This is a genomic window from Methylocystis heyeri, from assembly GCF_004802635.2.
Taxonomy (GTDB): Bacteria; Pseudomonadota; Alphaproteobacteria; order Rhizobiales; family Beijerinckiaceae; genus Methylocystis; species Methylocystis heyeri.
In genome coordinates, this window is sequence record NZ_CP046052.1 from 2,045,696 (window position 1) to 2,070,254 (window position 24,559).

A 24,559-nucleotide genomic window follows, 5' to 3' on the forward strand; every position below is an offset into this window, starting at 1 on the left:
GTCCTCCCTTGGAATATTGCTACGCGCCGATCAAAGTCAGAGCCTCTCTCGCAAAAAGGCCCCGATGCGCGTGATCGCCGCGCGCCCTTCGGGCACGATGCGGGCGAAGGCCGGCCAGACATGGAACATGCGCGGCCAGACTTCGAGTTCGACATCGACGCCGCCTTCCCGCAGGCGCTCGGCCATCCGCACAGCATCGTCGCGCAAGGCCTCGTCGTCGCCTACAAAAATGAGCGTGGGCGGCAGGCCCCTCGGATCGCCATATAATGGCGAGGCATAGGGCGTGCGGGGGTCCGCCCCGGCGAGATAAAGCCGGGCCGCCTCGGGCATCGTGTCAACCGGGACCATTGGATCGGATGAGCGGTAATCGGCGAGCGATCGGCCGGTGAGCGCGAGATCGGTCCAGGGCGAAAGCGCGACGGCCGCGGCCGGCAAGTGTGAGCCTTCGTCGCGCAAGCGCATCATGGTCGCGAGCGCGAGCCCGCCGCCGGCCGAATCCCCGACAAGCGCCACGCGGCGAGGCTCTGCGCGTTCCGAGGCGAGCCATCTATAGGCCGCCGTCGCATCCTCGATCGCCGCCGGAAACGGATGCTCGGGCGCGAGCCGGTAATCGATGCATATCAATCGGGCGCCCGCCGCGTCGGCGATGCGCCAGGTCAAGTCGCGAAACAATGCGGGAAAGCCGACGAGATAAGAGCCGCCGTGCAGATACAGGATATAGCGATCCGGCCGCGAGCGGGGCGTCGCCACCAATTCGGCCTCGACGCCGCCGGCGTCGATCTGCGTCAGCTCGGTTCCGCGCGGCGGGGACGGCGCGAGGCGCCCATAGAGGGCCACGAGCCGGCGCACATCCTCGATCCGAACGCCCGGCTGCAATCTCTGCCGCATGAACCAGGGCAGGCAGAAGCGGACGATCTCGGCGCGCAAGCTCATTTGCTGGGGTCTTCGGTCACGGCGACGCCTCCACGAAACGCAACTTAAGCAATTGGCGTCTATATAACACGAGAGGCGCCCGGCGCCGGGCGCCCGAAACCCTCCGCACGCACGCGCGGCAATTAGCTACAGTCCCGGAGCCGAGGGAACAAAGACGCGCCCGGCGGATTGTGGTAGAAAGGACTCCCTTCAGCCTTTGCGGCGGCGCGCCGGGCGCGCTTGCATTGAACCAGCCTTTTCGACGGAGCACATCATGGCCTTTGAAGGCGATCCCAATTTAACCGTTCGGCGCGACATCGGCCGGATCATGGAGCACATGCGCGAGCGCTGGGCCTGGTTCGTAGGCTTCGGCGTCATCGCCGCTCTTCTCGGCCTCGGCCTGCTCAGCGCCGCGGGTCTTGCGACGCTCATCTCGGTTTCGCTCATCGCCGCCTTCATGATCCTGATCGGCGGCATAGAGATCACGGTCGGTTTTCAGGCGCCGACTTTCGGCAGCGGCGTCTGGTTCGTGCTGGTCGGCCTCGCCTATATCGTGACCGCGGCCTTCGTGCTGGCGCGGCCGGAACAGGGCGCGGTCGGTCTCACCCTCATGCTCGGCGCGGCGCTGCTCGCCACCGGCCTGCTGCGGATCTATTTCGCCACCCGCCTCCCCGAGGGCCCTCGGCTCTACGTCGCCATCGCGGGCGTGGTGACGACCCTGCTCGGGGTGTTCATCCTGATCGGCTGGCCCGAAAACTCGGCCTATGTGCTCGGGATTTTCCTCGGCGTCGACATGCTGGTCTATGGGGCGAGCTGGCTCAATTTCGGCCTGTTCCTGCGACCGCGCCATCACTAGCGCGTTTTCCGCTCGGACGGACTCGTCCGAGCGATGAGAAATCGCGCCAGCTTCGAATAGCTGGAGCGTATTCTCGTCGTAAAAGTCTGTAAACTTTTACGGAATGCGCTCTAAAGCCCAGCAGGGCCGGCCCCCGCTCGCTCCTTGCTTTCCCGACCTTCCGCCGAGCGGACGTTCCGTCCGCCCGGAAAGCGGCTTTTTCGATCTGGCGCGATTTCTTTTCGAGCGGACGTTCCGTCCGCCCGGAAAGCGCGCTAGACCGCATTCGGTAAAATTCGAAAGGGTTTTGCGTCAGAATGCGTTCCGCATGGCCGGGCGATTCCGGTCGGGCGGCAAAAGCGCGCCGATGCCTCGGCGACGAAAGGCGTAGCGTTGCAGCCAGCGCTCCGGACCCCGAAGAATATGACCAAATGGGCCTATAGTTTTTCCGAAGGTGAGGCCGAAGGTTCGGCCGCAATGGCCGAACTGCTCGGCGGCAAGGGCGCCGGCCTCGCCGAAATGGCCCGCCTCGGCCTGCCGGTCCCGCCCGGCTTCACGCTGACCACAAAGGTGTGCGACTGGTTCTACGCCAACGACGGAGCGCTGCCGCCGGATCTTGGCACCCAGCTGGAAGCCGCGCTGGCGCAGATCGGCCGGGTTGCGGGGCATAGTTTCGACGATCCCGAATGGCCGCTGCTGGTGTCGGTGCGGTCCGGCGCCCGCGTCTCGATGCCGGGCATGATGGACACGGTCCTGAACCTGGGCCTGAACGACAAGACTGTGGGCGCGCTCGCCAGAAAATGCGGCGACGAACGCTTCGCGCTCGATTGCTACCGCCGCTTCATCGAAATGTATTCCTCGGTCGTTCTCGGCGTCGAGCATCATGAATTCGAGGAAGCGCTCGACGCCTATAAGGAGCCGCGCGGCGTCGCCCTGGACGCCGAACTCGGGGCCGCGGACTGGCGCGCCGTGGTCGCCCTCTATCAGCAGATCGTGGCGGAACGCGCCGCAACGGACTTTCCCCAGGACCCCCGCGCTCAGCTCATGGGCGCAATAAAGGCGGTGTTCTCGTCCTGGATGAATCCCCGCGCCGTCAAATATCGCGAGCTGCACAATATTCCCGGCGACTGGGGCACGGCGGTCAATGTGCAGGCGATGGTGTTCGGCAACATGGACGACGAGTCCGCCACCGGCGTCGCCTTCACCCGCAACCCTTCCACCGGCGTGCGCGAGCTTTACGGCGAATTTCTCGCCAACGCCCAGGGCGAGGACGTCGTGGCCGGATTGCGCAATCCGCAGCCGCTGACCGAAACCGCCCGCCTCGCCGCAAAATGCTCTGGCCTTTCGCTGGAAGCCGCCATGCCGGGCGTATTCGCCAGGCTCTGCGACTATGCGCGCAGGCTGGAGGCGCATTACCGCGACATGCAGGACATCGAATTCACGGTCGAGCGCGGCGCCCTCTGGATGCTGCAGACCCGCAGCGGCAAGCGCACCGCCCCCGCCGCCCTCAAGATCGCCGTGGACATGGCCGATGAAGGGCTCATCAGCCGCGCCGACGCCCTGAACCGGATCGACCCCGCCTCGCTCGACCAGCTCCTGCATCCGACCATCGACCCCGAGGCCAAGCGCGCCATTCTGACCAGCGGCCTGCCGGCCTCGCCCGGCGCGGCCTTCGGCGAGATCGTTTTCGACACCAGGGAGGCGGTCCAACTCGCCGGCGAGGGACGCAAGATCATTCTGGTGCGGATGGAGACCAGCCCGGAGGACATCGCCGGAATGCATGCGGCGGAGGGAATCCTCACCGCGCGCGGCGGCATGACCTCCCACGCCGCCGTGGTGGCGCGCGGCATGGGCAAGCCCTGCGTCACCGGCGCGGCGGGCCTGCGCGTCGACTACGAGGAGCAGTGCTTCACCGTCCTCGGCAAGCGCTTCGTCCGCGGCGACAGGATCACCATCGACGGCTCGACCGGCCATGTCATCGCCGGGGCGGTGAAGATGCAGCGCCCCGAGCTGACGGGCGAATTCGCCGTGCTGATGGGATGGGCCGACGCGACGCGGCGCCTGAAAATCCGCGCCAACGCCGAAACGCCCGCCGACGCGCGCCTCGCCCGCAAATTCGGCGCGGAGGGCATCGGCCTCGCCCGCACCGAGCATATGTTCTTCGAAGGCGAGCGCATCCTCGCGGTGCGCGAGATGATCCTCGCCGACGACGCCGAAGGAAGGCGCGCCGCGCTGGCCAAGCTGCTTCCCATGCAGCGCGAGGATTTCAAGGATCTGTTCGAGATCATGGCCGGGCAGCCGGTCACGATCCGCCTGCTCGATCCGCCCCTGCACGAATTCCTGCCCCATAACGACGCCGAGATTTCCAGCGTCGCGGCGGCCATGGGCGCCGATCCCGCAAAACTGCGCAAGCGGGCGCAGGAGCTGTCCGAATTCAACCCCATGCTGGGCTTTCGCGGCGTGCGCCTCGCCGTCACTTTTCCCGAGATCGTGGCCATGCAGGCGCGCGCCATTTTCGAGGCCGCGATCATGGCGGCGATGGAGACCGGCAAGCCGGCCCATATCGAGATCATGGTTCCGCTCGTCTTCACCCGCGCTGAACTCGACTTCGTGAAGAACTGCGTCGAGGCCACGGCCCGCGCGGTCGAGGAAGAGACCGGCGTCAAGCCCGGATATCAGATCGGCGCCATGATAGAACTTCCCCGCGCGGCGCTGCGGGCCGGCGACATCTGCGGCACGGCCGAATTTCTCTCCTTCGGCACCAACGACCTCACCCAGACCGCTCTCGGGATTTCGCGCGACGACGCCGGCGCCTTTCTCGGCCCCTACACCGCAAGAGGCATTCTCCCCGCCGATCCTTTCGTCACCATCGACCAGGAGGGCGTCGGCGAACTGGTCGCCCTCGGCTGCGCCCGTGCGCGCAAAGCCAGGACGGATGTGGCCCTCGGCGTCTGCGGCGAGCATGGCGGCGATCCCGCCTCCATCGCCTTTTTCGACCGGATCGGGGTCGATTACGTCTCCTGCTCGCCCTTCCGCGTGCCGATCGCGAGATTGGCTGCGGCCCAGGCGGCGCTGGGAGGCAAGGCGAGCGATACGACGGCTTGAGGAGCGCGGTCCTTCATCTCCGTCCGAACTTCTGCGCCGCCGCCTTTGGCGCAGGCGAAGATTGAGGCGCGGGCGCAGGCGCCGGGGCCGGCTCCACTGGCCGCGGCTTGCCGACGATCCTCGGGGGCGCCCCGACGCATCGTTGCGTCTTGCCTGACGGCTGTTTCTTCGTCACGCGGGAGGGGCCATAGAAATTGGCGACCTTTTCCCCGGGGTAGAAAGCGCACAGCAGAACCAGCCACAGAGCGTAAGCGGCGCCGAGAAAGAAAACCGCCTCGCCCGTGAGCGCGGCGAGCGGGACATTCCGGTAGACCGCGCTGACCCACCACAGCGCGAGCCCCGCAGCGCAGGCCAGAATATCCGCCAGCAGCGGCCAGCCGGTTCCCCCGAAGTCATGCCGGCGCTTGACGATGCTCGCCAGATTGGCCCAGGCGCAAAAAAAGCCGGCCAGCAGCGACGGCCAAATTTTGTTGAAATGCGCGGCGGCCAGTTGGGGCGTGGGGTCGTCGTCGATGTTCGGCGGAAGAAAGGCCGCGACCGCGAGCTGGACGGCCAGTGTCGAAACCCAGAGCAGAACGAAAGTTCTTCTGCCGATGCGTCCTTCAAAGGAATAGAGCAGCCAGGCGAGATTCACTTTCTTTGACCTTCATCAACGAGGGAGGCCCAGATTGGATTTCAATCAAATTCAGTTCGAATCCAGTGCAACCGCAACCGCATGAGGCGTGCAAGACTACATTTTGTCGCAGATTGAGTCTCGCCCGGATGTCTCAGCGCGTCCGAGGCGGTTCGTGACAGCATACTGCGATCTTGGAGCCGTCAGGGTCCCTGAAATAGGCTCCGTAATAATCCTGGTGATAATGAGGCCTGAGGCCCGGGGCGCCTTCGCAGGTCCCGCCATTGGCGATTGCGGCGGCGTAGCATCTGTCGACGGCGCCTCTGTCCGGCGCCGATAGGGCGATCATCTGCCCGTTGCCGGGATGAGCCTTTTCACCATTATAGGGATAGCCGATCAGCAGCAGGGGCCGCGGCGCCTCCCTGCCCCGCCAGCCGGCCCAGGGCTTCTCGCTCACCTTGAATTTGAGAACGAGATCGAGTTCGTTCAAAACCGCCGAATAAAATGCGAATGAACGCTCGAAGTCGGTTACGCCGATAAAGACGTGCGAGAACATGGCCTCTTTTCATATCGACGGCCTTCGCCGGGACGAAGAATTTCCACAGGGAGCGCGAATTGTCGCTCGCTGCCGATTTGATCGCAACCCCAACGTCTGAGCCCGCCGAGAATGGACGAAAAACTGATCGAGGAACTGACGGCGAAATTTTCCGGGCTTCCGGCGCCGAATAAAACGCGTTTCATCGCGCGGGTGGCCCATTGGGAAACCATTCACGCACGCGTCGCCTATCATGAATATGACGCGAAGGCGGAGGCGCTTCACAAATCTCTCGAGTATCTGCACCGTCTATGCGGCTACCTGATGCATGTTCCGACCCAGGACGAGAGAAACCTCGAGCGCGACCGCTGGTTCATGCAGATGATTTTGCAGCGTGGCGGGCTGCGCGGCGCGCGCGAAATCGAGCGGATTCGAACCTTGCTGCAGGAAGAAGCCCTTGCGGCGATCGACGGTTGACTAACCGATGAAACCGGCCCCATAGGCTGGAAGCAGGAAAACGGGAGACAATCGCCGTGAGGGACTACGAGCTGGTGCTTTATCCCCCGCCGGGCAAGGGCCATCCCTTCCTCGTGGTCGCCTTCACCCCAAATGGTCCCGCCATCGCCCAGGTTTTCGCCACGGCGGAAGAGGCCGAAGATTTCATGAACCGCACCGCGCCGAAAGTGCGGGCCAAGCTGCGGGAAATGGACGAGGACGCCAACAAATCCGGAGCCTGACGGAGACAGGCTGCGCTCAGAGGTTTCGGGACGATGCGACACGTCCCTTCGATCAGCTCGAACGCCGTCGTCCGCCAGACCTCGGGGCCATCCCGTTCGCCCGCCGGCGGACGCCTTGCAATTTAGGCCGTATGATCGGCGGACGGCGCCATGCGGAAAAAGGCGTTCCGCCATGACGCCGCGCGTTTCTTATTCTCTTCGTCCAAAAAGCCGCTCCGCCGGAACAGACTTCCGGTCGAGCGGCGGCTTGCGTCGGGAACCGCTTCAATGGGACGCGGGCCGAGACCCGCGCCGCGCCGTCACGGTTGGATCGGCGTTCTCCGGAAAGCAAAGTCGCGCTGTTCGCTCGGAGCCAGCTTCGTCGTCGTGGCGCCGCGGGCGAGATTGATGGCGTCGATAAACTGCCGCGCGCTGTTTTCCCAGGTGAAGGTGCGGGCGTGCGCGATGGCTGCATCGCGCTCGATCCCGAGCGCTTCCAGCGCCGCCTTTCTGAGATCGGCGTCGAGCGCTCCGGCGCCGCTCGTTCCCACGACATCCAGCGGGCCCGGCGTGGGAAAGGCCGCGACGGGGGCGCCGCAGGCCATGGCCTCGAGCAGCACCATGCCGAAGGTGTCGGTGAGGCTCGGGAAGACGAAAACGTCGCAACTGGCGTAGAGCTTGGCGAGCTCCTGCGAGGTTTTCATGCCGACGAAGCGCGCCTCGGGATATTGCGCCTCGAGCCGCGCGCGCTCGGGTCCGTCGCCGGCCACGAGCTTCGTTCCCGGCAGATCGAGCGACAGAAAGGCGTCGAGGTTCTTTTCGACGGCGAGCCTGCCGGCGTAAAGAAAGATCGGGCGCGGTAGGTCGAGTTCGACGGCGGCGTCGGGACTGAAGGTCTTGTGATCGACCCCGCGCGACCAGCGCAGCATGCGCTTGAAGCCGCGCTCGGTCAGTTCCCGCGCGAGGCTCTGCGTGGAGACCATCGTGCCGGCGCCGGCGTTGTGGAACCAGCGCAGCAGCGCATAGGTCAGGCTGAGCGGCGCACCGATGCGGGCCTGGACATATTCCGGAAAACGGGTGTGGTAGCTGGTCGTGAAACAGCGGCCCTGATCGATGCAGCAGGCTCGCGCGGCGAGCCCGACCGGTCCCTCGGTGGCGATGTGGACGTGATCATATCCCGCATCGAGCCGCCGCTTGACCGCGCGCGGCGTCGCAAAAGCGAGATCGATCTCCGGATAGGTCGGCATCGGCATGGAGTTGAAGTCGCGCGGCGTCACGAAGTCGATCCGCGCGCCGAGTTCGCTCGCCGCGGCGGACATGGACTCCAGCGATCGCACCACGCCGTTCACCTGCGGACGCCAGGCGTCGGTCGCAATCAGGATGCGCATCATGCGGCGGCTTTCGCTGTGAGACGCAGGGGCGCAGGCTGAGCGGGCGCGCGTTCCTCCGCCGTCGTCAGCCAATGCAATATTTCCAGCGTGCCGTCCTCATGCTCGGCGATGGCGGTGCAGCTTTCCACGAAATCGCCGGTGTTGACGTAAAGCTTGCCGTCGATGGTCTTGATGGCGGCGTGATGGATATGGCCGCACACGACGCCGTCGACGCCCCGCCGCGCGGCTTCGGCCACCAGGGTTTTCTCGAAGTCGCCGATGAAGTTGACCGCGTTCTTCACCTTGAGCTTCGCCCAGGCCGAGAACGACCAATAGCCCACGCCGAACATGCGGCGGATACGATTGTAATGCGTGTTGATGAAGATGGCCCATTCATAGGCCCAGTCGCCCAGGAACGCGAGCCAGCGCGCGTTGCGCACCACGATATCGAACTCGTCTCCATGGATGACGAGCAGCTTCTTGCCGTCGGCGGTCTCGTGAACGCCGTTTGCGATCACCTCGACCCCGCCGAAGAACAAGCCGGTGTAATCGCGAGCGAACTCGTCGTGATTGCCGGGCACGTAGATCACGCGGGCGCCCTTGCGCGCCTTGCGCAGCAGCTTCTGCACCACGTCGTTGTGCGACTGCGGCCAATACCAGCCGTTCCTGAGGCGCCAGCCATCGACGATGTCGCCGACGAGATAGATCGTTTCGGCGTCGTTGTGGCGCAGAAAATCCAAAAGAAGCTCGGCCTGGGAGCCTCGCGCGCCAAGATGCAGGTCCGAAAGAAACAGGGTCCGATATTTGGTCGCCGCAGAGTCGTCCATTGCGAAGCTTCCATCTTATTTTGCTGGCCGCAAAACACCAGATTCGCATTGCGGGATCATGACAATGGAAAGCCGGGCGTAGGCCTCAGATGTAAAAGGCGTTTCCCGGGTCCCGCAGCGGCGCTTGTCCGGATCGTCGAGCAATGAGATACGTACGAATACTAATTTTATGCGCAATTACGTAAATTATGCTGGGTTCCTGCGATCACCCAAGGTCGGTCGCTCAGGAATTAAAACCCAATGATACCAGAAATATGCAAAAAACAATACTTCTTTGAACTCGGTGGGGAGACATACAAGCAGATAACGACGACCGTTAAAGACCTCGTATGTCGTTTCGAGTCCGTCGAATATGACAGTCTCGGGATCATACATAAATCATGCGCCTATGATATTCAGACAGACGACATCCGCAAAGTAATAGAGCGCAGAACCGGCGTCGAAATCATCACTCTGGGGGGACGGACATTGAAAATATAGAAGAGTTCGATATTTCGGCCAGGACCGGTTATTATTCCGTCCGGCAACGGACGGAGCGGCGAACGCCATGGGCGTCGAAGGACGCGAGAAACAGAAGATTCTGGAAGCGGGCGCGCTGGCGCTGTCGGGCCAGCTGGGCGCGACCGTGCAGCGGCTTCGCAAGGCGTATAATCTGTCACTTTCGGAGCTTTCCGCGCAATCGGGCGTCGCCAAGTCGATCATCAGCCAGATCGAACGCAACGAGACCAACCCCACCCTCGCCACGATCTGGCGCCTGGCGCAGGCGCTGGACGTCTCGATAGAACGGGTGCTGCAAAGTTCGCAGGACGAGCCCTTTCTGGAAAAAACCAGCCGGGCGGACACGCCGATCCTGGTGTCCGACGACGGCAAATGCCGTCTCGCGATCATCGGCTGGATCAAGACCGTGGAATGGCTGCAGGCCTACGACTTTTTTTCCGAGCCCGGCGGCGTTCTGGAATCCGAGGCGCATCAGCGCGGCTCGGTCGAGAGCCTTTCCGTGCGCGAGGGCGAACTGACCGTCGAGGTGGGCGGCGCGATCGAGTGCGTGAAGGCGGGAGAGACGCTGCGTTATCGTTGCGATCGTCCGCACGTCATACGCAATCTCGGCGAGACGCCGGCCCAGGCGACCATGGTCTGCATCCTGAAAGCCGCGGCGATGGAATGAGTCCCGATCGAAGCCGCTCCGGGCGGCCTTGCTCCAATTGCCTACTTCCTCCTGATTATGGCGCAGGCTGTGCGCCCGCGTTACAAATCCTATGGTGACTTCGAGCGCTCTTCCGCAAAGGCCGACTGGCGTTTTGCGGCGAGAATGCGCTCCAATTCTCAAAGAGGCGCGATTTTTCGTCGCTCGAACGATCGTCCTGCTGGACGCCGGTCGTGCACGACGGGCTATGTCGAGCGGAAAACGCGCCGGTTCGGGTGAACGCAGGGGCGGCCTCTGCTTCTGCCGGTCGCGCAACGCCACGATGTTCTTTCGGGAGGTCTCAATGGACGTAAGTGACAAGGGGTTCCCATCCGCGCCGGCGCAAAGCAAACGCAAATTCCTCAAGAGCTACGGACAGGCGGTCGGCGCCCTCCTCGCCTCGACGGCTCTCAGCATCGGCAGGGCTCGCGCCGAGGTCAATTACAGGCGCTACGAAGGTCCCCATAGCGGAAGCGGCGGCCACTGTTTCCTCGAGGGAACCTCGATACGCACCGTCGACGGCGACCGCAGAATCGAGGATTTGAAGCCCGGCGACCTTCTGCCGACGCTGTTCGGCGGAACGAGGGCCATCCAATGGATCGGGCGCTACTCCCGCCGGAAGACCGATCCCTCCAGGCCCTGGGCGAAGGACTTCCTGCCGGTGCGGATCGCCCGCTCGGCGCTTGCGGAAAACGTTCCCCACGCAGATCTCTATGTGACGCAAGGACACGCCATATTCGTGGACGGCGCGCTCGCGCCGGCGGGCGAGCTCGTCAACGGAGCGACCATCTCCCTGTATGACGCCGCGGAGCGCGACGAGCTGGCGTTCTTCCATATCAAGCTCGATCGGCACGACGTGATCTACGCCGAGGGCGCTCCCGTCGAGAGCCTGCAGAGAGTCGACGAAAATGCGGTGAACTTCGCCGACTATTACAGAATATTCGGCGCGCCGCGGATGGACGAGGCTCTCTGCGCGCCGCTTCTCTCGCTCGACGCCAGAAACGCCGGGTTCAGGACGAAACTCTGGAGCGCGCTCGCCTGGCCGGCTCGTCATGCGAAGCTCGACGAAATCCGCAACCGCCTGGAGCGGCGCTGCGCCTCGCTCGCGCTGGGGCAATCAACTCGATGAACTGCGGGGGCTTCGCGCCCCCGCCCATCCCCGGCCGGCGCCGCGCATCATACATGTCCACCGGGAGTCCTTCTGGTCGGTTTTCCCCCGAGAATCGGTGTCCACTTCGCCCGAACACACAGGGCGCATTCCGCAAAAGCGACGCTTTTGCTAAAGACATGCGCTCCACCCTGTGATCTGGAACGATTTCTTATCGACCGGATGCTTCCATCCGGTCGGAAAACGTTCCAGCCGGCGCGGCGTAAGGCCAATCTCGATGAACTCCCCCGACCAGGATGCGCAGGACCGCAGCGAAGAGCTGCGGCTTTCTCTTCTCATGGCGGCCGTCTACGCGGTCGTCGGGGTCCAGCTTCCATTCTTCCCGCTGTGGCTGCACTCCCGCGGGCTCGGCCCCGCCGAAATCGGCGCCGTTATGGGCGCCCCGCCCGCCTTTCGCACCATTTCGACGCTGGTCGCCTCGCGCCGCGCCGACCGCACCGGGCGTCACGCGCCGATGCTGATCGCTTTTCTGGCCGCCGAAGGACTGGCCTATGCGCTTTTGGCCCTGCTCGACGGCTTTCTGCCCATTCTTGCCGGAGCGCTGCTGCTCGCATTGGCGCAGGGGCCGCTCTATGCGCTCGGCGACGGCATTATTCTGGGAGCGGCGCACCGGCGCAGCTCGGCTGGACGCGCGCAGCTGCATTACTCCTTCGTCCGCGGCTGGGGCTCGGTCTCGATCCTGGTCTGCATGCTGGCGAGCGGGCCTCTCGCCAGCGCCATTCCCAACGCCGCTCTGGCGTGGTTGCTCGCTGCAATCGCTTTCGCGTCGGCCGCGACCGCCTTCCTGGCCTTGCGCGGGCTCGGCGGCGGCAGGAAGCGCGAGCGGCCGGAGACCCCGCCGGAAAAACTGGCAAGGCCCCTGCTCGTCGTGACGATCATAGTCGCCACGGCGATGATCCAGAGCAGCCACGCCATGGTCAATTCCTTCGGCTCGCTGCACTGGAAGGCTTGCGGCCATAGCGAAGCTTTTGTCTCGCTGGCCTGGTCGACCGCACTGGTGACGGAAGCCGGCTTTTTTCTGATGGCCGGGCGCTGGTTCGGCGGAGAGAGCCGGGCGCTGTCCTTTCTGCTTGCGGGCGGCGTCGCCGCGCTGTTGCGATGGCTCGCCATGGCGAGCGATCCCAGCGCCTTCGGCGTCATCGCCGCGCAGGCGCTTCATGGAATCTCCTGCGCGGCGGTGCAGCTCGGCCCCGCCTATCTTTTGGCCTCGCTGTGCGGAGCCGGGCGCTTCGCCCAGGCGCAGGGCTGGCTGGGGGCGGCCAATGCGGCGGCGACGAGCCTCGTCACCTTCAGCTCCGGCCTGCTTTACGAGCGGTTCGGCGAGCTGGGCTATCTCGGCATGGCGGCGCTGGCGACCGCCGGGTTCATGCTGGCGGCCGCAGCGGGATTGGCTTTGCGCGTAAGGCCGAGGGAGGCGGCCGCCTGAGCCTATTTCAGCACCACGACCTTGGTCCCGACCTTCACGCGATTGTAGAGATCGACCACGTCGTTGTTGGTCATGCGGATGCAGCCCGAGGAAACGGCCGCGCCGATGGTGTCCGGCTCGTTGGAGCCGTGGATGCGGTAATTGCTGGAGCCGAGATAGATCGCCCGCGCGCCCAGCGGATTGTCCATGCCGCCTTCCATATGGCGGGGCAGATCCGGCCGGCGCTTCAGCATCTGGGACGGCGGCGTCCAGTCGGGCCACTCGCGCTTGCGGCTCACCGTCTTGACCCCCGACCAGGTGAAACCCTCGCGGCCGACGCCGACGCCATATTCGATCGCCTGCCCGTCGCCGAGCACATAATAGAGCCGGCGCTCCTTGGTGGAGACGACCACCGCGCCCTTCTTATATTCGGGATGCTTCCAGGCCACGACCTGGCGCGGGATCGCCTGCTCGCGAAAAATATTGAGGAAATCGGCCAGCGGCCCGCGATCCAGCGGATTTTGCAGCGCCAGCGCCGGCGACACCAGCAAAGCGGAAAGCGAAAGCGCGGCCCCGAGGCGCGCGACGCCGATGCGGATGTCTCGAATCTTCATGATCCTGCCCCTTTTTGCGACGGCGAAGCTTGTCTTGCCCGAATGCGGCCGAAGCAGGGCGGGATATTTATTTTTCCTTAAGGAGATAGTTGCCGATCAGATAGCGCATCCCGCGCTCCCAGGATTCGTCGGTGTTGCCGCGGATATCGACGCTGCGCGAAAAGAAAGCCGAACCGTCGACCCGGTCCATGTAGAGATTTTCGTTCAGGATCAGATTGCTGACCTTCTGCACCACGCCGAAGGCGGCGATTTCTGCGCCCGCCTCCATGGCCCAGTCGAGCTGGCAACCGTTGCAGCCGGTGATTTTCGAGCTTTGCGCGATCTTCCTCTGCAGCTCTTCGGGTATCGCGACCACCTCATAACGCCCCGAGGCGCTCAGCATCTCGCGAAAAACCTCCTCGATGCGGGCGATTCGCGCCCTTTCCTCCGCGCTGGTCGGCAGCGGCGAGGTGTTGAACATCTCGAAGCCGAAAAAGGCGACCTTGAGCTTTTCCGCCGCGCCGGCCGGCGCAGCAAAAAGAAGAAGAACCGAGAGAAGCAGATTTTGAGCGAGGCGAGCGGTAGGCGTTTTCATCCATCGGTCCTGTTCAGGCGCGCGGTTTGCCATAAAATGAATTCATGAGCGCGATCCCGCAACAACGCATGAGCGCCGAACAGTTTCTGGCCTGGGCGGGCGGCGCCGAGGGCCGTTTCGAGCTCGTCGACGGAGAGGTTCTGGCTCAGGCCGCCGAGAGAGCGATACACGCCAAGATCAAGGGGGCCGCATTCATGACGTTGCAAAACGCCGTGAAGAAAGCGGGGCTTCCCTGCCATGTGCTGCCAGACGGCATAGCCGTGAGGGTGGGCGAGGCGAGCGTGTACGAGCCCGACGCGCAGATCTATTGTGGACCGGAACTGACGCCCGACGCCATTGCAGTCGAGAACCCCATTGTCGTGGGCGAGGGCGAGACGATCCTGACCCGCATCCTCCGCGAAGGATTGGTTTTGCTGGAGCCGCCGGGGTTGAGTTTTGAATTCGCCGAGATTCATGGCGGCTGACGAGGCAATCATTTGGCCGAAAATGCGTCACTGGGTTGAGTTGCTCCCTCTGCTCAACCCAATTGCAGCGCCTTTTCCAGTCCGCGCGATCTGCTCAGGGCGTCGGCGAGCGTGTATTGATCCAGCACCTTGAACCAGGCGCGAAGGGCCTCGCCGAATATATTCTGCAGGCCGCAATTTCCGGTTATCAAGCAGCGTTCGGGAGCGTGGCCTAGGCAGTCGACCAGCGCGAAATCGGTCTCCATCCGCCGCAACACTTCGCCGATGAAAATCTTGTCGGGCTCGACCCCGAGCCGAAGGCCGCCGCCCCGCCCCCGGGTCGAGGTCACCCAGCCGAACTGGGCGAGGCGTTGCGCCACCTTGCGCAAATGGTTTTCGGAGACGTCGTAGGTTTTCGCAATTTTGGGAATGTCGACGCCCTCCTCCCCCGCCGCCGCGAGGAGGATCAGCGTTCGGAAGGCGAGATCGCTATGAATCGTCAAACGCATTGTCATCTCCGCTTGCGACGAACACGCTCCCGCTTTAAAAGAGGTATCGCAAATACCTCTTTTAAAGGGAGCAGCCCGTGTCCACGCTATATGAACGTCTCGGCGGCGAAAAAGCCGTCGACGCCGCCGTCGATATTTTTTACCGCCGCGTGCTCGCCGACGGACGCATCGCCCGTTTCTTCGACACTGTGGATATGGAGCGCCAGGCCGCGAAACAAAAGGCTTTTCTGACCATGGTGTTCGGCGGCCCCGCCAATTACACCGGCAAGGACATGCGCGAAGGTCATAAGCATCTCGTGGAAAAGGGACTCAACGACTCCCATGTCGACGCGGTCCTCGAAAACCTCGCCACCACCCTGCGCCAGCTCAATGTCGGCGAGGCGGAAGTGAAGGAAGTGGTCACGCTCGCCAATTCGGTGCGGGACGACGTTCTCAATCGCTGAAAAAGAGGGCCAGATGTCTCTGTTGTCTTACGGAGACCGGCCCGTAGAGATCGCGGAGGGCGAAACCGTGCTCTCCGCGCTTCTGCGCGCCGGCATAAAGGCTCCGCACGGCTGCCGGGCCGGCGTCTGCCAGGGCTGCGTCCAGCGGGCGCTCCAGGGAGAGCCGCCGGCGCAAGCCCAGGAGGGCCTCAGCGACGCGCAAAAGGCGCAAGGGTTTTTCCTCGCCTGCATATGCGCGCCGAAATCGCCGCTGATCCTCGCGCCGATCGAGAGCTCCAGTCCGCGCCTCGACGCCATCGTGCGATCGATGGATCTGCTCGCGCCGGACATAATGCGGCTGCGCATAGAGCCGGAAGCCGCCTTCCCCTATCGGGCCGGGCAATTTCTGGAGCTCGTCGCCTCCGAGGACCTCAAGCGCTGCTATTCGCTCGCAAGCCACCCCGAAGAAGACCCCTTCCTTGAAATGCACATCCGGCTTCACCCCGACGGGCGCATGAGCCGGCATCTCTCGCAGAACCTTTCCCCCGGCGACCGGATCGAGATCGCAGGCCCGGAAGGAAACTGTTTTTACGAGGGCGTGGAGCCGGACCAGCCCTTGGTGCTGATCGGCGCCGGGACCGGGCTCGCGCCCTTGTGGGGCGTGCTGCGCGACGCGCTGCGGCGCGGCCACCGCGGCCCGATCCGCCTCTATCACGGCGCGCGCGACCGCGAGAGCGCCTATCATGCCGAGGAGATGGAGGTTCTCGCCCGCGCGCGCGAAAATTTCGCCTATCGCCCCTGCGTGCGTGATACCGCCGCCGCTCATGGCGGCGACGTCGCGGCGACTGCGCTGGCCGATGAACAGGCGTCTCTGGCGCATGCCGCGTTTTTTCTCTGCGGCGGCGAGAAACTGGTGGCTCGGCTCAAGCGGGAGCTGTTTTTGGGCGGAGCCAAGCTGAAACACATCCGCGCCGATGTGTTTACGCAGGCCGTTTAGGCCGGCTGTTCACGTTATTCCCTCTCCCCGCTTGCGGGGAGAGGGTTAGGGTGAGGGGCTTGGGCCTTAATCCCACTAAGCAGATCAAGCCTAGCGCCAGCTCGCCATGTTTTCCGTGACTCTCTATTGCCCCAGCCCCTCTCCCCGTAACGGGGCGAGGGAGAAGCGCCTCACTTCACAGCGTAGTCGTCACCCACCAGCCCGCCGCGTTCACTTCACCTCGCGCACCGCGCCCCTGGCGGCGCTGGTGGCCATGGAGGCGTAAGCGCGCAGGGCCTTGGAGACATTGCGCTGGCGATCCTTCTCGGGCGCAAAACCCTTGGCCTGCTGCGCCGCCCGGCGGGCGGAAAGCTCGGCCTCGTCCACCGCGAGCACGATGCTGCGGCCCGGAATGTCGATCTCGATGCGATCGCCGGTCTTCACCAGCGCGATCAGGCCGCCTTCCGCCGCCTCCGGCGAGACATGGCCGATGGAAAGGCCCGAGGTGCCGCCCGAAAAACGCCCGTCGGTGATGAGCGCGCAGGCTTTTCCGAGACCCTTCGATTTCAGATAGCTGGTCGGATAGAGCATTTCCTGCATGCCGGGCCCGCCGCGCGGCCCCTCGTAGCGGATCACCACCACGTCGCCGGCGACGACTTCACCGGTGAGGATCCCTGACACCGCGGCGTCCTGGCTCTCATAGACCCGCGCCGGGCCGGAGAATTTGAGGATGCTTTCGTCGACGCCCGCAGTCTTCACGATGCAGCCGTCGAGGGCGAGATTGCCGGTCAGCACCGCAAGGCCGCCGTCCTTGGAATAGGCATGGGCGGCGTCGCGGATTGCGCCATGGGCGCGGTCGTCGTCCAGCGACTCGAAGCGCCGCTCCTGGCTGAAAGCGGTCTGGGTCGGCACGCCGCCCGGCGCGGCGCGGAAGAAAGTTCTCGCCGTCTCGCTGTTGGTGACGGCGATGTCCCAGCGGGCGATGGCGGCGTCGAGGCTTTCGCTATGCACGGTGGGGCGGTCGCCATGCAGCAGGCCGGCGCGAGAAAGCTCGCCGAGAATGGCGATGATGCCGCCGGCGCGGTGAACGTCCTCGAGATGCACGTCGGGGCGCGACGGCGCGACCTTGCACAGCACCGGCACGCGGCGCGACAGGCGGTCGATATCGGCCATGGTGAAATTCACCTCGGCCTCATTGGCGGCGGCGAGAATATGCAGCACCGTATTGGTCGAGCCGCCCATGGCGATGTCGAGCGCCATCGCATTCTCGAAGGCCTCGAAGGTCGCGATCGAGCGCGGCAACACGGAGGCGTCGTCCTGCTCGTAATAGCGGCGCGCGAGATCGACGATGGCGTGGCCGGCCTCGACGAACAGCCGCTCGCGGTCCTTATGCGTCGCAAGCGCGGTGCCGTTGCCGGGCAGCGCGAGGCCCAGAGCCTCGACGAGGCAGTTCATCGAATTGGCCGTGAACATGCCCGAGCAGGAGCCGCAGGTCGGACAGGCGGAACGCTCGATCGCCGCGACGTCGGCGTCGGAGACGTGGTCGTCCGCAGCGGCCACCATGGCGTCGACGAGGTCGAGCGCGTGGTTCTTGCCGCCGAGCTGGACCTTGCCCGCCTCCATCGGCCCGCCGGAGACAAAAATCACCGGGATGTTCAGCCGCAGCGAGGCCATCAGCATGCCGGGAGTGATCTTGTCGCAATTGGAGATGCAGACCATCGCGTCGGCGCAATGGGCGTTGACCATATATTCCACGCTGTCGGCGATGATCTCGCGCGAGGGCAGAGAATAAAGCATGCCGTCATGGCCCATCGCGATGCCGTCGTCGATGGCGATGGTGTTGAACTCCTTGGCGACGCCGCCGGCCTTCTCGATCTCGCGCGCGACCAGCTGGCCGAGATCCTTCAGATGGACATGGCCGGGCACGAATTGGGTGAAGGAATTGGCGACCGCGATGATGGGCTTGCCGAAATCCTCGTCCTTCATGCCCGTGGCGCGCCAAAGGCCGCGCGCGCCAGCCATATTGCGGCCGTGGGTGGTGGTGCGGGAGCGATAGGGAGGCATTTGCGGTCTCTTCTTCCTGAGCGCGGCGGGCGCATCTAAAAACGTGAAGATGACCTAGCGGAAGGCGGCCCCCGCCGCAACCAGCGACTATGTCCGGGTGGGGCCGCGTTGGGGGCGCCTCGATCACTGCTATCCGAACAGCAGGGCGGTAGCCCTCTCGCGGAGCTGTGACAACCGCACCGACACTATTTGCTCTGGATGCTCTGCAGGAAAGGCGTAATTGACTCGAGGTTAATCTTGGTCTTTACTTGGCTTTCCGCAGATACTACAGACATTTACCGCATTCCACCCGCTTCAAACGAAAGCTCTTTAATTCGTTGCCGCTAGAAGCGGCCAGATTTCCTCGGGGGCATCGTCCCAGCACCAGAAGCTATAACCGGTTAAGCCGATTACTTTCACCCTCGCAATGAACGCTTTAGTTGCATCGATACATTGTTTCTCCGTACCTACCGGTAGATCTCCCAGGACAGAGATGTTCCCAGTTGGCTTGAATCGCTCTTTTAATTGGGTCGCAAGCCCAGCGGACGCGTAATCGTTCATTGATTTTTCAAGTCGCTCGGATACATTCCTGTATTTATAGTACACTTGAGGTAATACATCATTAATTTTATCAATAAATATTGAAAAAGGTAAATCATTATGTAGTGACGGACGATCATGACTTGAGAATGCGAGCTTACCTTGCAAAAGCACATTGAGGCGTTCAACGTACGCTTGCGCCTCGTGTCGGCCGCCCTGAAAACGCGGTGGATGTTTAGTTCGCTCCGCGTCGATTATCAGGCCGGAAAAATTTGCGTCTACAACCCATTCAGCGGCCAGATCAGCTTCAAGCTTGGCATCGCTCTCGGTCTTACAAAACGGGACATGCCAGCCCCATACTGAGATTCCGAGATTTGCACATTCTGTGCGTATCGTTCGCGTAATTTGATGCCTCATATTCGGATCCCTGCCTTGACCTCGGCCAACCCGAATCCAAATCGAGGTGAATCGAGCATCCCTGCATCGCTCAAGGAACAACCTCTCGCCTTCTGCATGCAATATCTTTTTTATATCAACAATGTATATGCTTCTGCCTGTCAAAGACATCACTCTTCATCCTTCCATAAATGACCTTGCGATCATAACCGCACATGATAGTCTTACATGGATTCTTCAGAGGAGTGTTCAAAAATGGCAACGATACTAACAAAAGTACTTAATATTGTTGATGCCATAATCCCGGCAGGACACCCCAACAGACCCGGGAAAAAACTGCTAGTTTCTGGCGTCACAATCCATAACACCGACAACACAAACAAAGGAGCGGATGCAAAAGCTCATTCAAAATTTCTTATAAAAACAGGGTATTACATGTTACAAGGAAAAAAGCATTATGTATCTTGGCATTTCACAGTAGATGACCACGAGATTTATCATCATCTCCCGACTGACGAAATCGGCTGGCATGCTGGCCGAGGCAACACAAAGACTCTTGCAATCGAAATCTGCATGAATGCGGGGATCGATCATAGCGCAGCAAACAAGCGTGCCGCTCAACTGGCCGCCGGATTGCTCCACGACTTTAAGCTTGATATCACGTGCCTTTATTCACACAATCACTGGACCGGTAAAGTCTGCCCAAAATTACTCCTCGACCATCACCACGAGGGAGCGAAGTGGATAGCCTTCAAGGCTCTTGTCGCCGAGGCGGCGGCAGAATTGGCATCCGGAAAGAGGGCGATCTTGAGCAAAGAGCCCGCCCACATAGATCCGAAGCATCTTCATTATACAATAGAGGACGAGACAAACGAGATTGATCATCACAGCCTAATCCTCCCAGAGGAAGATTTGACGAAGTAGCCTCCTCAATCAATTTTGCTCAGCTCATACCGCACTCACAAACTGGGAGGGCTCATTCGCGCGTGCGGCTGAGACTACAGGCGATCCGCCGTGGTCTGAGCTGGCGAGTTGAGCTCTGCCGTCGCCGAACAAGTTGGACGCTATGTTTGGACAGGCCCGGCTCTCGGCAGACAGGCAGGCGGCGGAACTAAAATTTCTGCCGCCCGCTTAAAGCAAAAAAAAGCCCCGACACGCTTACCGCTCAAACGAAAGCCATTGAGCCGCAGCGCCCGCGCCTCTAAGCCGCGTCTCTTTCGATCCCGCGCGCTTGGGGCGCGATTTCCTCGATGCAGCCGGCGATGGCCTCGATCGAGGCGAAGCTCTGGCGCTTCAGCAGGCTGACGGGAAATTCGAGGCCGAAATGCTCTTCGAGCGCCAGCATCACCCGGATCGCTGCGAAGGGGGTCAGTCCGGCGTCATAGAGGTCCGCGGTCGAGGATAAATTCTCGACGGGTTCGTGCAGACGGCCATGTTGCGCGAGCAACTGACGGATAATCTCTTGCATCAGTCCGACTCCTTACATCCGGCTCCGCGCCCTGCGCTTTCTTGCGCCTTCGGCGGACCGGTCCTTGATATCTAGGGAAGGCTAGCGCCGCGCGCCTGAACCGTGAATGAACTGAATAAATTTCTAGGCAATAATGGTTGCCAAAATCTTTATTTGCCACATTTTAGACACCTCTAATCCCCCTGAAAGCTCGGCTTTCCGGGGCTTTGCTCATTGCAATCGAGGCGCCCGCCCCCTATATTCGCTGCCATCGAATTTAGGCCTGACGACTTATTCGCCACCTTTGCCGGCGGCGTCGAAGACTCTCCCGAACTCGATCGACCGGCCCCGCGCATGCGGGCCATCTCCTCTAAAAGATTTTGGGAGACATCCATGGCTACCGGCACTGTCAAATGGTTCAACGCCCAGAAGGGCTACGGCTTCATTCAGCCCGACGACGGCGACAAGGACGTGTTCGTCCATATCAGCGCCGTCGAGCGCGCGGGCCTGCGCGATCTTCGCGAAGGCCAGAAGCTGAGCTATGAAATCGCTCAGGACCGCCGCACCGGCAAATCTTCGGCGGACCAGATCAAGGCGATCTGAACGGCCGAACGGTCAGCGTTTTCAAAGGCCGCCGTCAGGGCGGCCTTTTTGCGTCACGGGCCCGCCCCCGCAATTGCGACGATTTTCCTCAAATCCGCCCGCTTGTTTAGCTATCGAGCACAGCCTATAAGCCCTCGCCCGTCATCGCGAATTAGGCTGCGCGCCGCGGCGGCCGGGCGAACCTCCCGGCAATTTAGATTGGACGCGTTTTCTTAACGCGAAATAGATAACTCTTCGCTGGAAACGCTTCTGCAAAGGCCACATGCCAACGCTCATACACCACCCGCTCTGCCCTCATTCCCGCTTCATCCGGCTGATTCTCAACGAGTATGGCGTCGAGACGCGTTTGATCGAGGAGCGCGCCAGCGAGCGCCGGCCTGAGTTTCTGCGCCTCAACCCCGCCGGACGCACGCCCGTCCTCATCGACGACGATGGGCTCGTGGTCGCGGGGGCTTCCGTCATCGCCGAATATATCGACGAGACCCGCGGAGCCGCAGCCGGTTCCGGAAGGCTGATGCCTCTGGACCTCGCGGAGCGGGTCGAAACCCGCCGGCTGGTCGAATGGTTCAACGTCAAATTCTTCGATGAAGTGAGCAACTGGCTCGTCAACGAGAAGGTCTACAAGCGCTACGCCTCGGCCGAGAACGGCGGCGGCGCGCCTGACATGGACGTGGTCCGGGTGGCGCGCGCCAACGTCAAGCCCCATATGCGCTATGTCGGCTATCTCACCGGCATTCGCAAATGGCTGGCCGGCGACCGCCTCTCTTACGCCGATTTCGCCGCCGCCGCGCACATCTCCTGCGCCGATTATCTCGGCGACGCGCCCTGGGACGAGGACGAAAGCGCCAAGCACTGGTATCAGCGCGTGAAATCGAGGCCCGCCTTCCGGCCGCTCCTCGCCGACCGCGCCCCCGGCATGACGCCGGGCCGCTACTATGCGGAACTGGATTTTTAAAGGAACAAGGCGTTCCGGCGGGCGGCGCGCCATCGGCGCCGCTCCCGCCCCGCGCCGGGCGAGCCCGCCGTCATGCCCCTTGAAGACGCCATTCGCTCGAAGGCGCTGAGCCTCGGCTTCGACGCATGCCGCCTGGCGCCCGCCGACGCTGCGCCGCAGGCGGGCGCAAGGCTGGCGCAATGGCTGGAACAAGGCGCGCATGGCGACATGGCCTGGATGGCGGACACGGCCGAGCGGCGCGCCTCCCCGCGCGCGCTGTGGCCGCAGGCGCGAAGCCTCGTCATGCTAGGCGCAAATTACGGGCCCGAGGGCGATCCGCTGGCCGCCCTGGAGCGCCGGGGCCGCGGCGCGATTTCGGTCTACGCCCGCAATCGCGATTATCACGATCTCGTCAAGGGCCGGCTGAAGCAGCTCGCCGGCTTCATCGTCACGCAGCGCCCCGGGGCTCAGGTGAAGGTCTTCGTCGACACTGCGCCGGTGATGGAGAAGCCGCTGGCGCAGGCTGCGGGGCTGGGCTGGCAGGGCAAGCACACCAACCTCGTCTCCACACGGTTCGGCTCCTGGCTCTTCCTCGGCTCGATCTTCACCGACCTCGAGCTTGCGCCCGATGCGCCTGGCGCGGATCATTGCGGCTCCTGCAGCGCCTGTCTCGACGCCTGTCCGACACAGGCCTTCCCCGCACCCTACCGTTTGGATGCGCGCCGCTGCATCGCCTATCTCACCATCGAGAACAAAGGCCCCATTCCACGGGAATTTCGCGCCGCAATAGGCAATCGCGTCTATGGCTGCGACGATTGCCTCGCCGTCTGCCCCTGGAACAAATTCGCAAAAGCGACCCGCGAGGCCAAGCTCGTCGCGCGCGAGGAACTGGAAAATCCGGCGCTGGCGGAACTCGCCGCACTGGACGACGCGGGCTTTCGGGCGCTGTTCTCCGGCTCGCCGGTCAAACGGCTGGGCCATTCTCGGTTCCTGCGCAATGTGCTGATCGCCATAGGAAACAGCGGCGACGTCGGCCTCGCCCGCCGCGCCGGGGACCTGCTCGATTCCCCCTCCCCGCTGGTTCGCGGCGCCGCGGTCTGGGCGCTGGCCCGGCTCATCGATTCGCAAGCGTTCTCGGCGCTGGCGCAACGCCGCGCGAAAGCCGAAGATGACGCGGATGTTATAGAGGAATGGGCAAAAGAGACACAGTCCGACAAAAATTGAAAGAACCCGTCCGTTTACTTATTGCGTTGCGCAATCAAAGAAAGGCAAGACTGAGCAGAAAGGTGCGTCATGCGCGACGGTCAGCTTGCTCTTCTCCGCTCGGAAGACCCGAGCCTCCGGCTCGGCAGAGCGTCGGTCTACAAGGGCGACGCCCTGCGCGCCTATGACAGCTGGCTCGCGCCGACGGCGATCGTTTCCGACGGACCCTACGGACTCGGCAAATTCCCCGGCGAACCGACCTCTCCGGACGCGCTCGCGGAATGGTATGCGCCCCACGCCGCCGCCTGGGCGCGGCGCGCAAAGCCCGACACGACCCTGTGGTTCTGGAACAGCGAAATCGGCTGGGCCAAGGCCCATCCGGCGCTGGAAATGCACGGCTGGCGCTATGAGGAAACCGTCGTCTGGGACAAGGGCGTCGCGCATATCGCCGGCAATGTGAACTCCCGCACCATTCGCGGCCTGCCCATCGTCACCGAAATCGCGGCGCGCTACACGCGCAGGACCAATCTGCGCTCGGAAGACGGCGCGGAGCTGCCGCTTCAGCAATGGCTGCGCGCGGAATGGCGCCGCTCCGGCCTGCCGCTGGGCCAGGCCAACGCCGCCTGCGGAGTCGCCAACGCCGCCACGCGCAAATATCTCACCGCCTGCGATCTCTGGTATTGCCCGCCCGGCGAGGCCGTGGCGGCGATGGCGGCGTGGTGCGAACGTTTCGGCCCGAAGACTTCGCGGCCCTATTTCTCCATCGACGGGGTCAATCCTCCCAAAGCCGCGCAATGGGACAGGCTGCGACCCAAATGGAACCACGCCCATGCGCTCACCAACGTCTGGCGGGAGCTCCCCGCCCGCGGCGCCGAGCGGGTCGAGCGTCCCGGAGGCAAAGGCGCTTTCCACGCCAACCAGAAGCCGCTTTCGCTGATGACCCGGCAGATCGTGGCCTCCAGCGACCCCGGCGACGTGGTCTGGGAGCCCTTTGGCGGGCTGATGTCCGCGAGCGTCGCCGCCCTGCGCGCCGGCCGCATCGCCCACGCCGCCGAGCCCGACCCGGATTTTTTCGAGGCGGGGGCGGCGCGGCTTCGCGCCGAACTCGGGCGAGACCGGCGCGAGGCGCCGGACCGCGTCGCATCATGAACCGCAGCCGCCTATTCTCTTTTTCGCACAACGCTCA

General features: G+C 63.3%; 26 protein-coding genes. 15 read left to right on the forward strand and 11 right to left on the reverse strand.

Annotation, left to right across the window (positions count from 1 at the left end):
* Nucleotides 1-36: 36 nt before the first annotated feature.
* Nucleotides 37-933, reverse strand: coding sequence for an alpha/beta hydrolase (locus tag H2LOC_RS09330; protein WP_136496157.1), 897 nt, complete (start codon nucleotides 931-933; stop codon nucleotides 37-39).
* A gap of 253 nt (nucleotides 934-1,186) precedes the next feature.
* Here H2LOC_RS09330 and H2LOC_RS09335 point away from each other — a divergent pair, with 253 nt between their 5' ends.
* Nucleotides 1,187-1,768, forward strand: coding sequence for an HdeD family acid-resistance protein (locus tag H2LOC_RS09335; RefSeq protein WP_136496158.1), 582 nt, complete (start codon nucleotides 1,187-1,189; stop codon nucleotides 1,766-1,768).
* A 402-nt stretch (nucleotides 1,769-2,170) separates the two neighbouring features.
* Nucleotides 2,171-4,852, forward strand: coding sequence for a pyruvate, phosphate dikinase (gene ppdK, locus H2LOC_RS09340; protein ID WP_136496159.1), 2,682 nt, complete (start codon nucleotides 2,171-2,173; stop codon nucleotides 4,850-4,852).
* Between the two features lie 13 nt (nucleotides 4,853-4,865).
* On the opposite strand, the gene H2LOC_RS21555 is transcribed toward ppdK, so the two are convergent.
* A complete protein-coding gene (locus H2LOC_RS21555; protein ID WP_202620557.1) occupies nucleotides 4,866-5,486 on the reverse strand; it encodes a DUF805 domain-containing protein in 621 nt (206 codons plus the stop codon).
* 133 nt (nucleotides 5,487-5,619) lie between these two features.
* Nucleotides 5,620-6,021, reverse strand: coding sequence for a VOC family protein (locus tag H2LOC_RS09350; protein ID WP_136496160.1), 402 nt, complete (start codon nucleotides 6,019-6,021; stop codon nucleotides 5,620-5,622).
* Nucleotides 6,022-6,132: 111 nt separating this feature from the next.
* On the opposite strand from H2LOC_RS09350, the gene H2LOC_RS09355 reads away from it, so the two are divergent.
* Nucleotides 6,133-6,477, forward strand: coding sequence for a hypothetical protein (locus H2LOC_RS09355; protein WP_136496161.1), 345 nt, complete (start codon nucleotides 6,133-6,135; stop codon nucleotides 6,475-6,477).
* A gap of 56 nt (nucleotides 6,478-6,533) precedes the next feature.
* On the forward strand, nucleotides 6,534-6,737 hold the full coding sequence (locus tag H2LOC_RS09360; RefSeq protein WP_136496162.1) for a hypothetical protein: 204 nt from the start codon (nucleotides 6,534-6,536) through the stop codon (nucleotides 6,735-6,737).
* A 299-nt stretch (nucleotides 6,738-7,036) separates the two neighbouring features.
* Here H2LOC_RS09360 and H2LOC_RS09365 read toward each other — a convergent pair whose 3' ends face one another.
* Entirely contained in the window at nucleotides 7,037-8,104 is a 1,068-nt protein-coding gene (locus H2LOC_RS09365) for a glycosyltransferase family 4 protein (RefSeq protein ID WP_136497051.1), read from the reverse strand.
* Nucleotides 8,104-8,913, reverse strand: coding sequence for a UDP-2,3-diacylglucosamine diphosphatase (locus tag H2LOC_RS09370; protein ID WP_136496163.1), 810 nt, complete (start codon nucleotides 8,911-8,913; stop codon nucleotides 8,104-8,106). The genes H2LOC_RS09365 and H2LOC_RS09370 overlap by 1 nt, the downstream gene beginning before the upstream one ends.
* Nucleotides 8,914-9,460: 547 nt before the next feature.
* On the opposite strand from H2LOC_RS09370, the gene H2LOC_RS09375 reads away from it, so the two are divergent.
* From H2LOC_RS09375 to H2LOC_RS09385, 3 genes are all read left to right on the forward strand, one after another.
* The gene (locus tag H2LOC_RS09375; RefSeq protein ID WP_136496164.1) at nucleotides 9,461-10,078 is read left to right on the forward strand and encodes a helix-turn-helix domain-containing protein; all 618 of its coding nucleotides are present in this window, start codon (nucleotides 9,461-9,463) and stop codon (nucleotides 10,076-10,078) included.
* A gap of 322 nt (nucleotides 10,079-10,400) precedes the next feature.
* A complete protein-coding gene (locus tag H2LOC_RS09380; protein ID WP_162009739.1) occupies nucleotides 10,401-11,225 on the forward strand; it encodes a Hint domain-containing protein in 825 nt (274 codons plus the stop codon).
* Nucleotides 11,226-11,481: 256 nt separating this feature from the next.
* Entirely contained in the window at nucleotides 11,482-12,690 is a 1,209-nt protein-coding gene (locus tag H2LOC_RS09385) for an MFS transporter (RefSeq protein ID WP_136496166.1), read from the forward strand.
* Between the two features lie 2 nt (nucleotides 12,691-12,692).
* Here H2LOC_RS09385 and H2LOC_RS09390 read toward each other — a convergent pair whose 3' ends face one another.
* Both H2LOC_RS09390 and H2LOC_RS09395 read right to left on the reverse strand, forming a co-directional pair.
* Nucleotides 12,693-13,283 carry a L,D-transpeptidase gene (locus H2LOC_RS09390; protein WP_136496167.1) on the reverse strand — a complete coding sequence of 197 codons (591 nt, stop codon included), beginning with the start codon at nucleotides 13,281-13,283 and terminating at the stop codon, nucleotides 12,693-12,695.
* Nucleotides 13,284-13,350: 67 nt separating this feature from the next.
* Nucleotides 13,351-13,857 (reverse strand): DUF3280 domain-containing protein, encoded by a 507-nt coding sequence (locus H2LOC_RS09395; protein ID WP_136496168.1) that lies wholly within the window; start codon nucleotides 13,855-13,857, stop codon nucleotides 13,351-13,353.
* Between the two features lie 44 nt (nucleotides 13,858-13,901).
* Between H2LOC_RS09395 and H2LOC_RS09400 the strand changes: the two genes are divergently transcribed.
* Nucleotides 13,902-14,321 carry a Uma2 family endonuclease gene (locus H2LOC_RS09400; protein WP_136496169.1) on the forward strand — a complete coding sequence of 140 codons (420 nt, stop codon included), beginning with the start codon at nucleotides 13,902-13,904 and terminating at the stop codon, nucleotides 14,319-14,321.
* Between the two features lie 53 nt (nucleotides 14,322-14,374).
* Here the strand turns inward: H2LOC_RS09400 and H2LOC_RS09405 are convergent, their stop codons facing one another.
* On the reverse strand, nucleotides 14,375-14,809 hold the full coding sequence (locus H2LOC_RS09405) for an RrF2 family transcriptional regulator (protein ID WP_154331609.1): 435 nt from the start codon (nucleotides 14,807-14,809) through the stop codon (nucleotides 14,375-14,377).
* Nucleotides 14,810-14,886: 77 nt separating this feature from the next.
* Here H2LOC_RS09405 and H2LOC_RS09410 point away from each other — a divergent pair, with 77 nt between their 5' ends.
* Nucleotides 14,887-15,252, forward strand: coding sequence for a group I truncated hemoglobin (locus H2LOC_RS09410; RefSeq protein WP_136496170.1), 366 nt, complete (start codon nucleotides 14,887-14,889; stop codon nucleotides 15,250-15,252).
* A 13-nt stretch (nucleotides 15,253-15,265) separates the two neighbouring features.
* Nucleotides 15,266-16,228: a 2Fe-2S iron-sulfur cluster-binding protein gene (locus H2LOC_RS09415; RefSeq protein ID WP_154331610.1), complete on the forward strand. Its 963-nt coding sequence runs from the start codon at nucleotides 15,266-15,268 to the stop codon at nucleotides 16,226-16,228.
* Nucleotides 16,229-16,438: 210 nt separating this feature from the next.
* Here the strand turns inward: H2LOC_RS09415 and ilvD are convergent, their stop codons facing one another.
* Nucleotides 16,439-18,271 carry a dihydroxy-acid dehydratase gene (gene ilvD, locus H2LOC_RS09420; protein WP_136496171.1) on the reverse strand — a complete coding sequence of 611 codons (1,833 nt, stop codon included), beginning with the start codon at nucleotides 18,269-18,271 and terminating at the stop codon, nucleotides 16,439-16,441.
* A 309-nt stretch (nucleotides 18,272-18,580) separates the two neighbouring features.
* Nucleotides 18,581-19,207, reverse strand: coding sequence for a hypothetical protein (locus tag H2LOC_RS09425; protein ID WP_136496172.1), 627 nt, complete (start codon nucleotides 19,205-19,207; stop codon nucleotides 18,581-18,583).
* Nucleotides 19,208-19,441: 234 nt separating this feature from the next.
* Between H2LOC_RS09425 and H2LOC_RS09430 the strand changes: the two genes are divergently transcribed.
* Nucleotides 19,442-20,110 carry a peptidoglycan recognition protein family protein gene (locus H2LOC_RS09430; protein WP_162009740.1) on the forward strand — a complete coding sequence of 223 codons (669 nt, stop codon included), beginning with the start codon at nucleotides 19,442-19,444 and terminating at the stop codon, nucleotides 20,108-20,110.
* Between the two features lie 277 nt (nucleotides 20,111-20,387).
* Here H2LOC_RS09430 and H2LOC_RS09435 read toward each other — a convergent pair whose 3' ends face one another.
* Nucleotides 20,388-20,654: an acyl carrier protein gene (locus H2LOC_RS09435; protein ID WP_136496174.1), complete on the reverse strand. Its 267-nt coding sequence runs from the start codon at nucleotides 20,652-20,654 to the stop codon at nucleotides 20,388-20,390.
* A gap of 372 nt (nucleotides 20,655-21,026) precedes the next feature.
* On the opposite strand from H2LOC_RS09435, the gene H2LOC_RS09440 reads away from it, so the two are divergent.
* The 4 genes from H2LOC_RS09440 (at nucleotide 21,027) to H2LOC_RS09455 (ending at nucleotide 24,522) form a co-directional block, all read left to right on the forward strand.
* The gene (locus H2LOC_RS09440) at nucleotides 21,027-21,236 is read left to right on the forward strand and encodes a cold-shock protein (RefSeq protein WP_136496175.1); all 210 of its coding nucleotides are present in this window, start codon (nucleotides 21,027-21,029) and stop codon (nucleotides 21,234-21,236) included.
* Nucleotides 21,237-21,498: 262 nt separating this feature from the next.
* The gene (locus tag H2LOC_RS09445; RefSeq protein ID WP_136496176.1) at nucleotides 21,499-22,191 is read left to right on the forward strand and encodes a glutathione S-transferase family protein; all 693 of its coding nucleotides are present in this window, start codon (nucleotides 21,499-21,501) and stop codon (nucleotides 22,189-22,191) included.
* A gap of 72 nt (nucleotides 22,192-22,263) precedes the next feature.
* Nucleotides 22,264-23,394: a tRNA epoxyqueuosine(34) reductase QueG gene (gene queG, locus H2LOC_RS09450; RefSeq protein WP_136496177.1), complete on the forward strand. Its 1,131-nt coding sequence runs from the start codon at nucleotides 22,264-22,266 to the stop codon at nucleotides 23,392-23,394.
* A 69-nt stretch (nucleotides 23,395-23,463) separates the two neighbouring features.
* Nucleotides 23,464-24,522, forward strand: a complete 1,059-nt coding sequence (locus H2LOC_RS09455; RefSeq protein ID WP_154331611.1) for a DNA methyltransferase — start codon at nucleotides 23,464-23,466, stop codon at nucleotides 24,520-24,522.
* Nucleotides 24,523-24,559 lie beyond the last annotated feature (37 nt).

Excerpts from the sequence above, each read along its gene's own strand:
- H2LOC_RS09330 (WP_136496157.1), bottom strand. The coding sequence starts at position 933 with ATGAGCTTGCGCGCCGAGATCGTCCGCTTCTGCCTGCCCTGGTTCATG.
- H2LOC_RS09335 (WP_136496158.1), top strand. The coding sequence starts at position 1,187 with ATGGCCTTTGAAGGCGATCCCAATTTAACCGTTCGGCGCGACATCGGC.
- ppdK (WP_136496159.1), top strand. The coding sequence starts at position 2,171 with ATGACCAAATGGGCCTATAGTTTTTCCGAAGGTGAGGCCGAAGGTTCG.
- H2LOC_RS09350 (WP_136496160.1), bottom strand. The coding sequence starts at position 6,021 with ATGTTCTCGCACGTCTTTATCGGCGTAACCGACTTCGAGCGTTCATTC.
- H2LOC_RS09355 (WP_136496161.1), top strand. The coding sequence starts at position 6,133 with ATGGACGAAAAACTGATCGAGGAACTGACGGCGAAATTTTCCGGGCTT.
- H2LOC_RS09365 (WP_136497051.1), bottom strand. The coding sequence starts at position 8,104 with ATGCGCATCCTGATTGCGACCGACGCCTGGCGTCCGCAGGTGAACGGC.
- H2LOC_RS09370 (WP_136496163.1), bottom strand. The coding sequence starts at position 8,913 with ATGGACGACTCTGCGGCGACCAAATATCGGACCCTGTTTCTTTCGGAC.
- H2LOC_RS09375 (WP_136496164.1), top strand. The coding sequence starts at position 9,461 with ATGGGCGTCGAAGGACGCGAGAAACAGAAGATTCTGGAAGCGGGCGCG.
- H2LOC_RS09380 (WP_162009739.1), top strand. The coding sequence starts at position 10,401 with ATGGACGTAAGTGACAAGGGGTTCCCATCCGCGCCGGCGCAAAGCAAA.
- H2LOC_RS09385 (WP_136496166.1), top strand. The coding sequence starts at position 11,482 with ATGAACTCCCCCGACCAGGATGCGCAGGACCGCAGCGAAGAGCTGCGG.
- H2LOC_RS09390 (WP_136496167.1), bottom strand. The coding sequence starts at position 13,283 with ATGAAGATTCGAGACATCCGCATCGGCGTCGCGCGCCTCGGGGCCGCG.
- H2LOC_RS09395 (WP_136496168.1), bottom strand. The coding sequence starts at position 13,857 with ATGAAAACGCCTACCGCTCGCCTCGCTCAAAATCTGCTTCTCTCGGTT.
- H2LOC_RS09400 (WP_136496169.1), top strand. The coding sequence starts at position 13,902 with ATGAGCGCGATCCCGCAACAACGCATGAGCGCCGAACAGTTTCTGGCC.
- H2LOC_RS09405 (WP_154331609.1), bottom strand. The coding sequence starts at position 14,809 with ATGCGTTTGACGATTCATAGCGATCTCGCCTTCCGAACGCTGATCCTC.
- H2LOC_RS09415 (WP_154331610.1), top strand. The coding sequence starts at position 15,266 with ATGTCTCTGTTGTCTTACGGAGACCGGCCCGTAGAGATCGCGGAGGGC.
- ilvD (WP_136496171.1), bottom strand. The coding sequence starts at position 18,271 with ATGCCTCCCTATCGCTCCCGCACCACCACCCACGGCCGCAATATGGCT.
- H2LOC_RS09425 (WP_136496172.1), bottom strand. The coding sequence starts at position 19,207 with ATGAGGCATCAAATTACGCGAACGATACGCACAGAATGTGCAAATCTC.
- H2LOC_RS09430 (WP_162009740.1), top strand. The coding sequence starts at position 19,442 with ATGGCAACGATACTAACAAAAGTACTTAATATTGTTGATGCCATAATC.
- H2LOC_RS09435 (WP_136496174.1), bottom strand. The coding sequence starts at position 20,654 with ATGCAAGAGATTATCCGTCAGTTGCTCGCGCAACATGGCCGTCTGCAC.
- H2LOC_RS09440 (WP_136496175.1), top strand. The coding sequence starts at position 21,027 with ATGGCTACCGGCACTGTCAAATGGTTCAACGCCCAGAAGGGCTACGGC.
- H2LOC_RS09445 (WP_136496176.1), top strand. The coding sequence starts at position 21,499 with ATGCCAACGCTCATACACCACCCGCTCTGCCCTCATTCCCGCTTCATC.
- queG (WP_136496177.1), top strand. The coding sequence starts at position 22,264 with ATGCCCCTTGAAGACGCCATTCGCTCGAAGGCGCTGAGCCTCGGCTTC.
- H2LOC_RS09455 (WP_154331611.1), top strand. The coding sequence starts at position 23,464 with ATGCGCGACGGTCAGCTTGCTCTTCTCCGCTCGGAAGACCCGAGCCTC.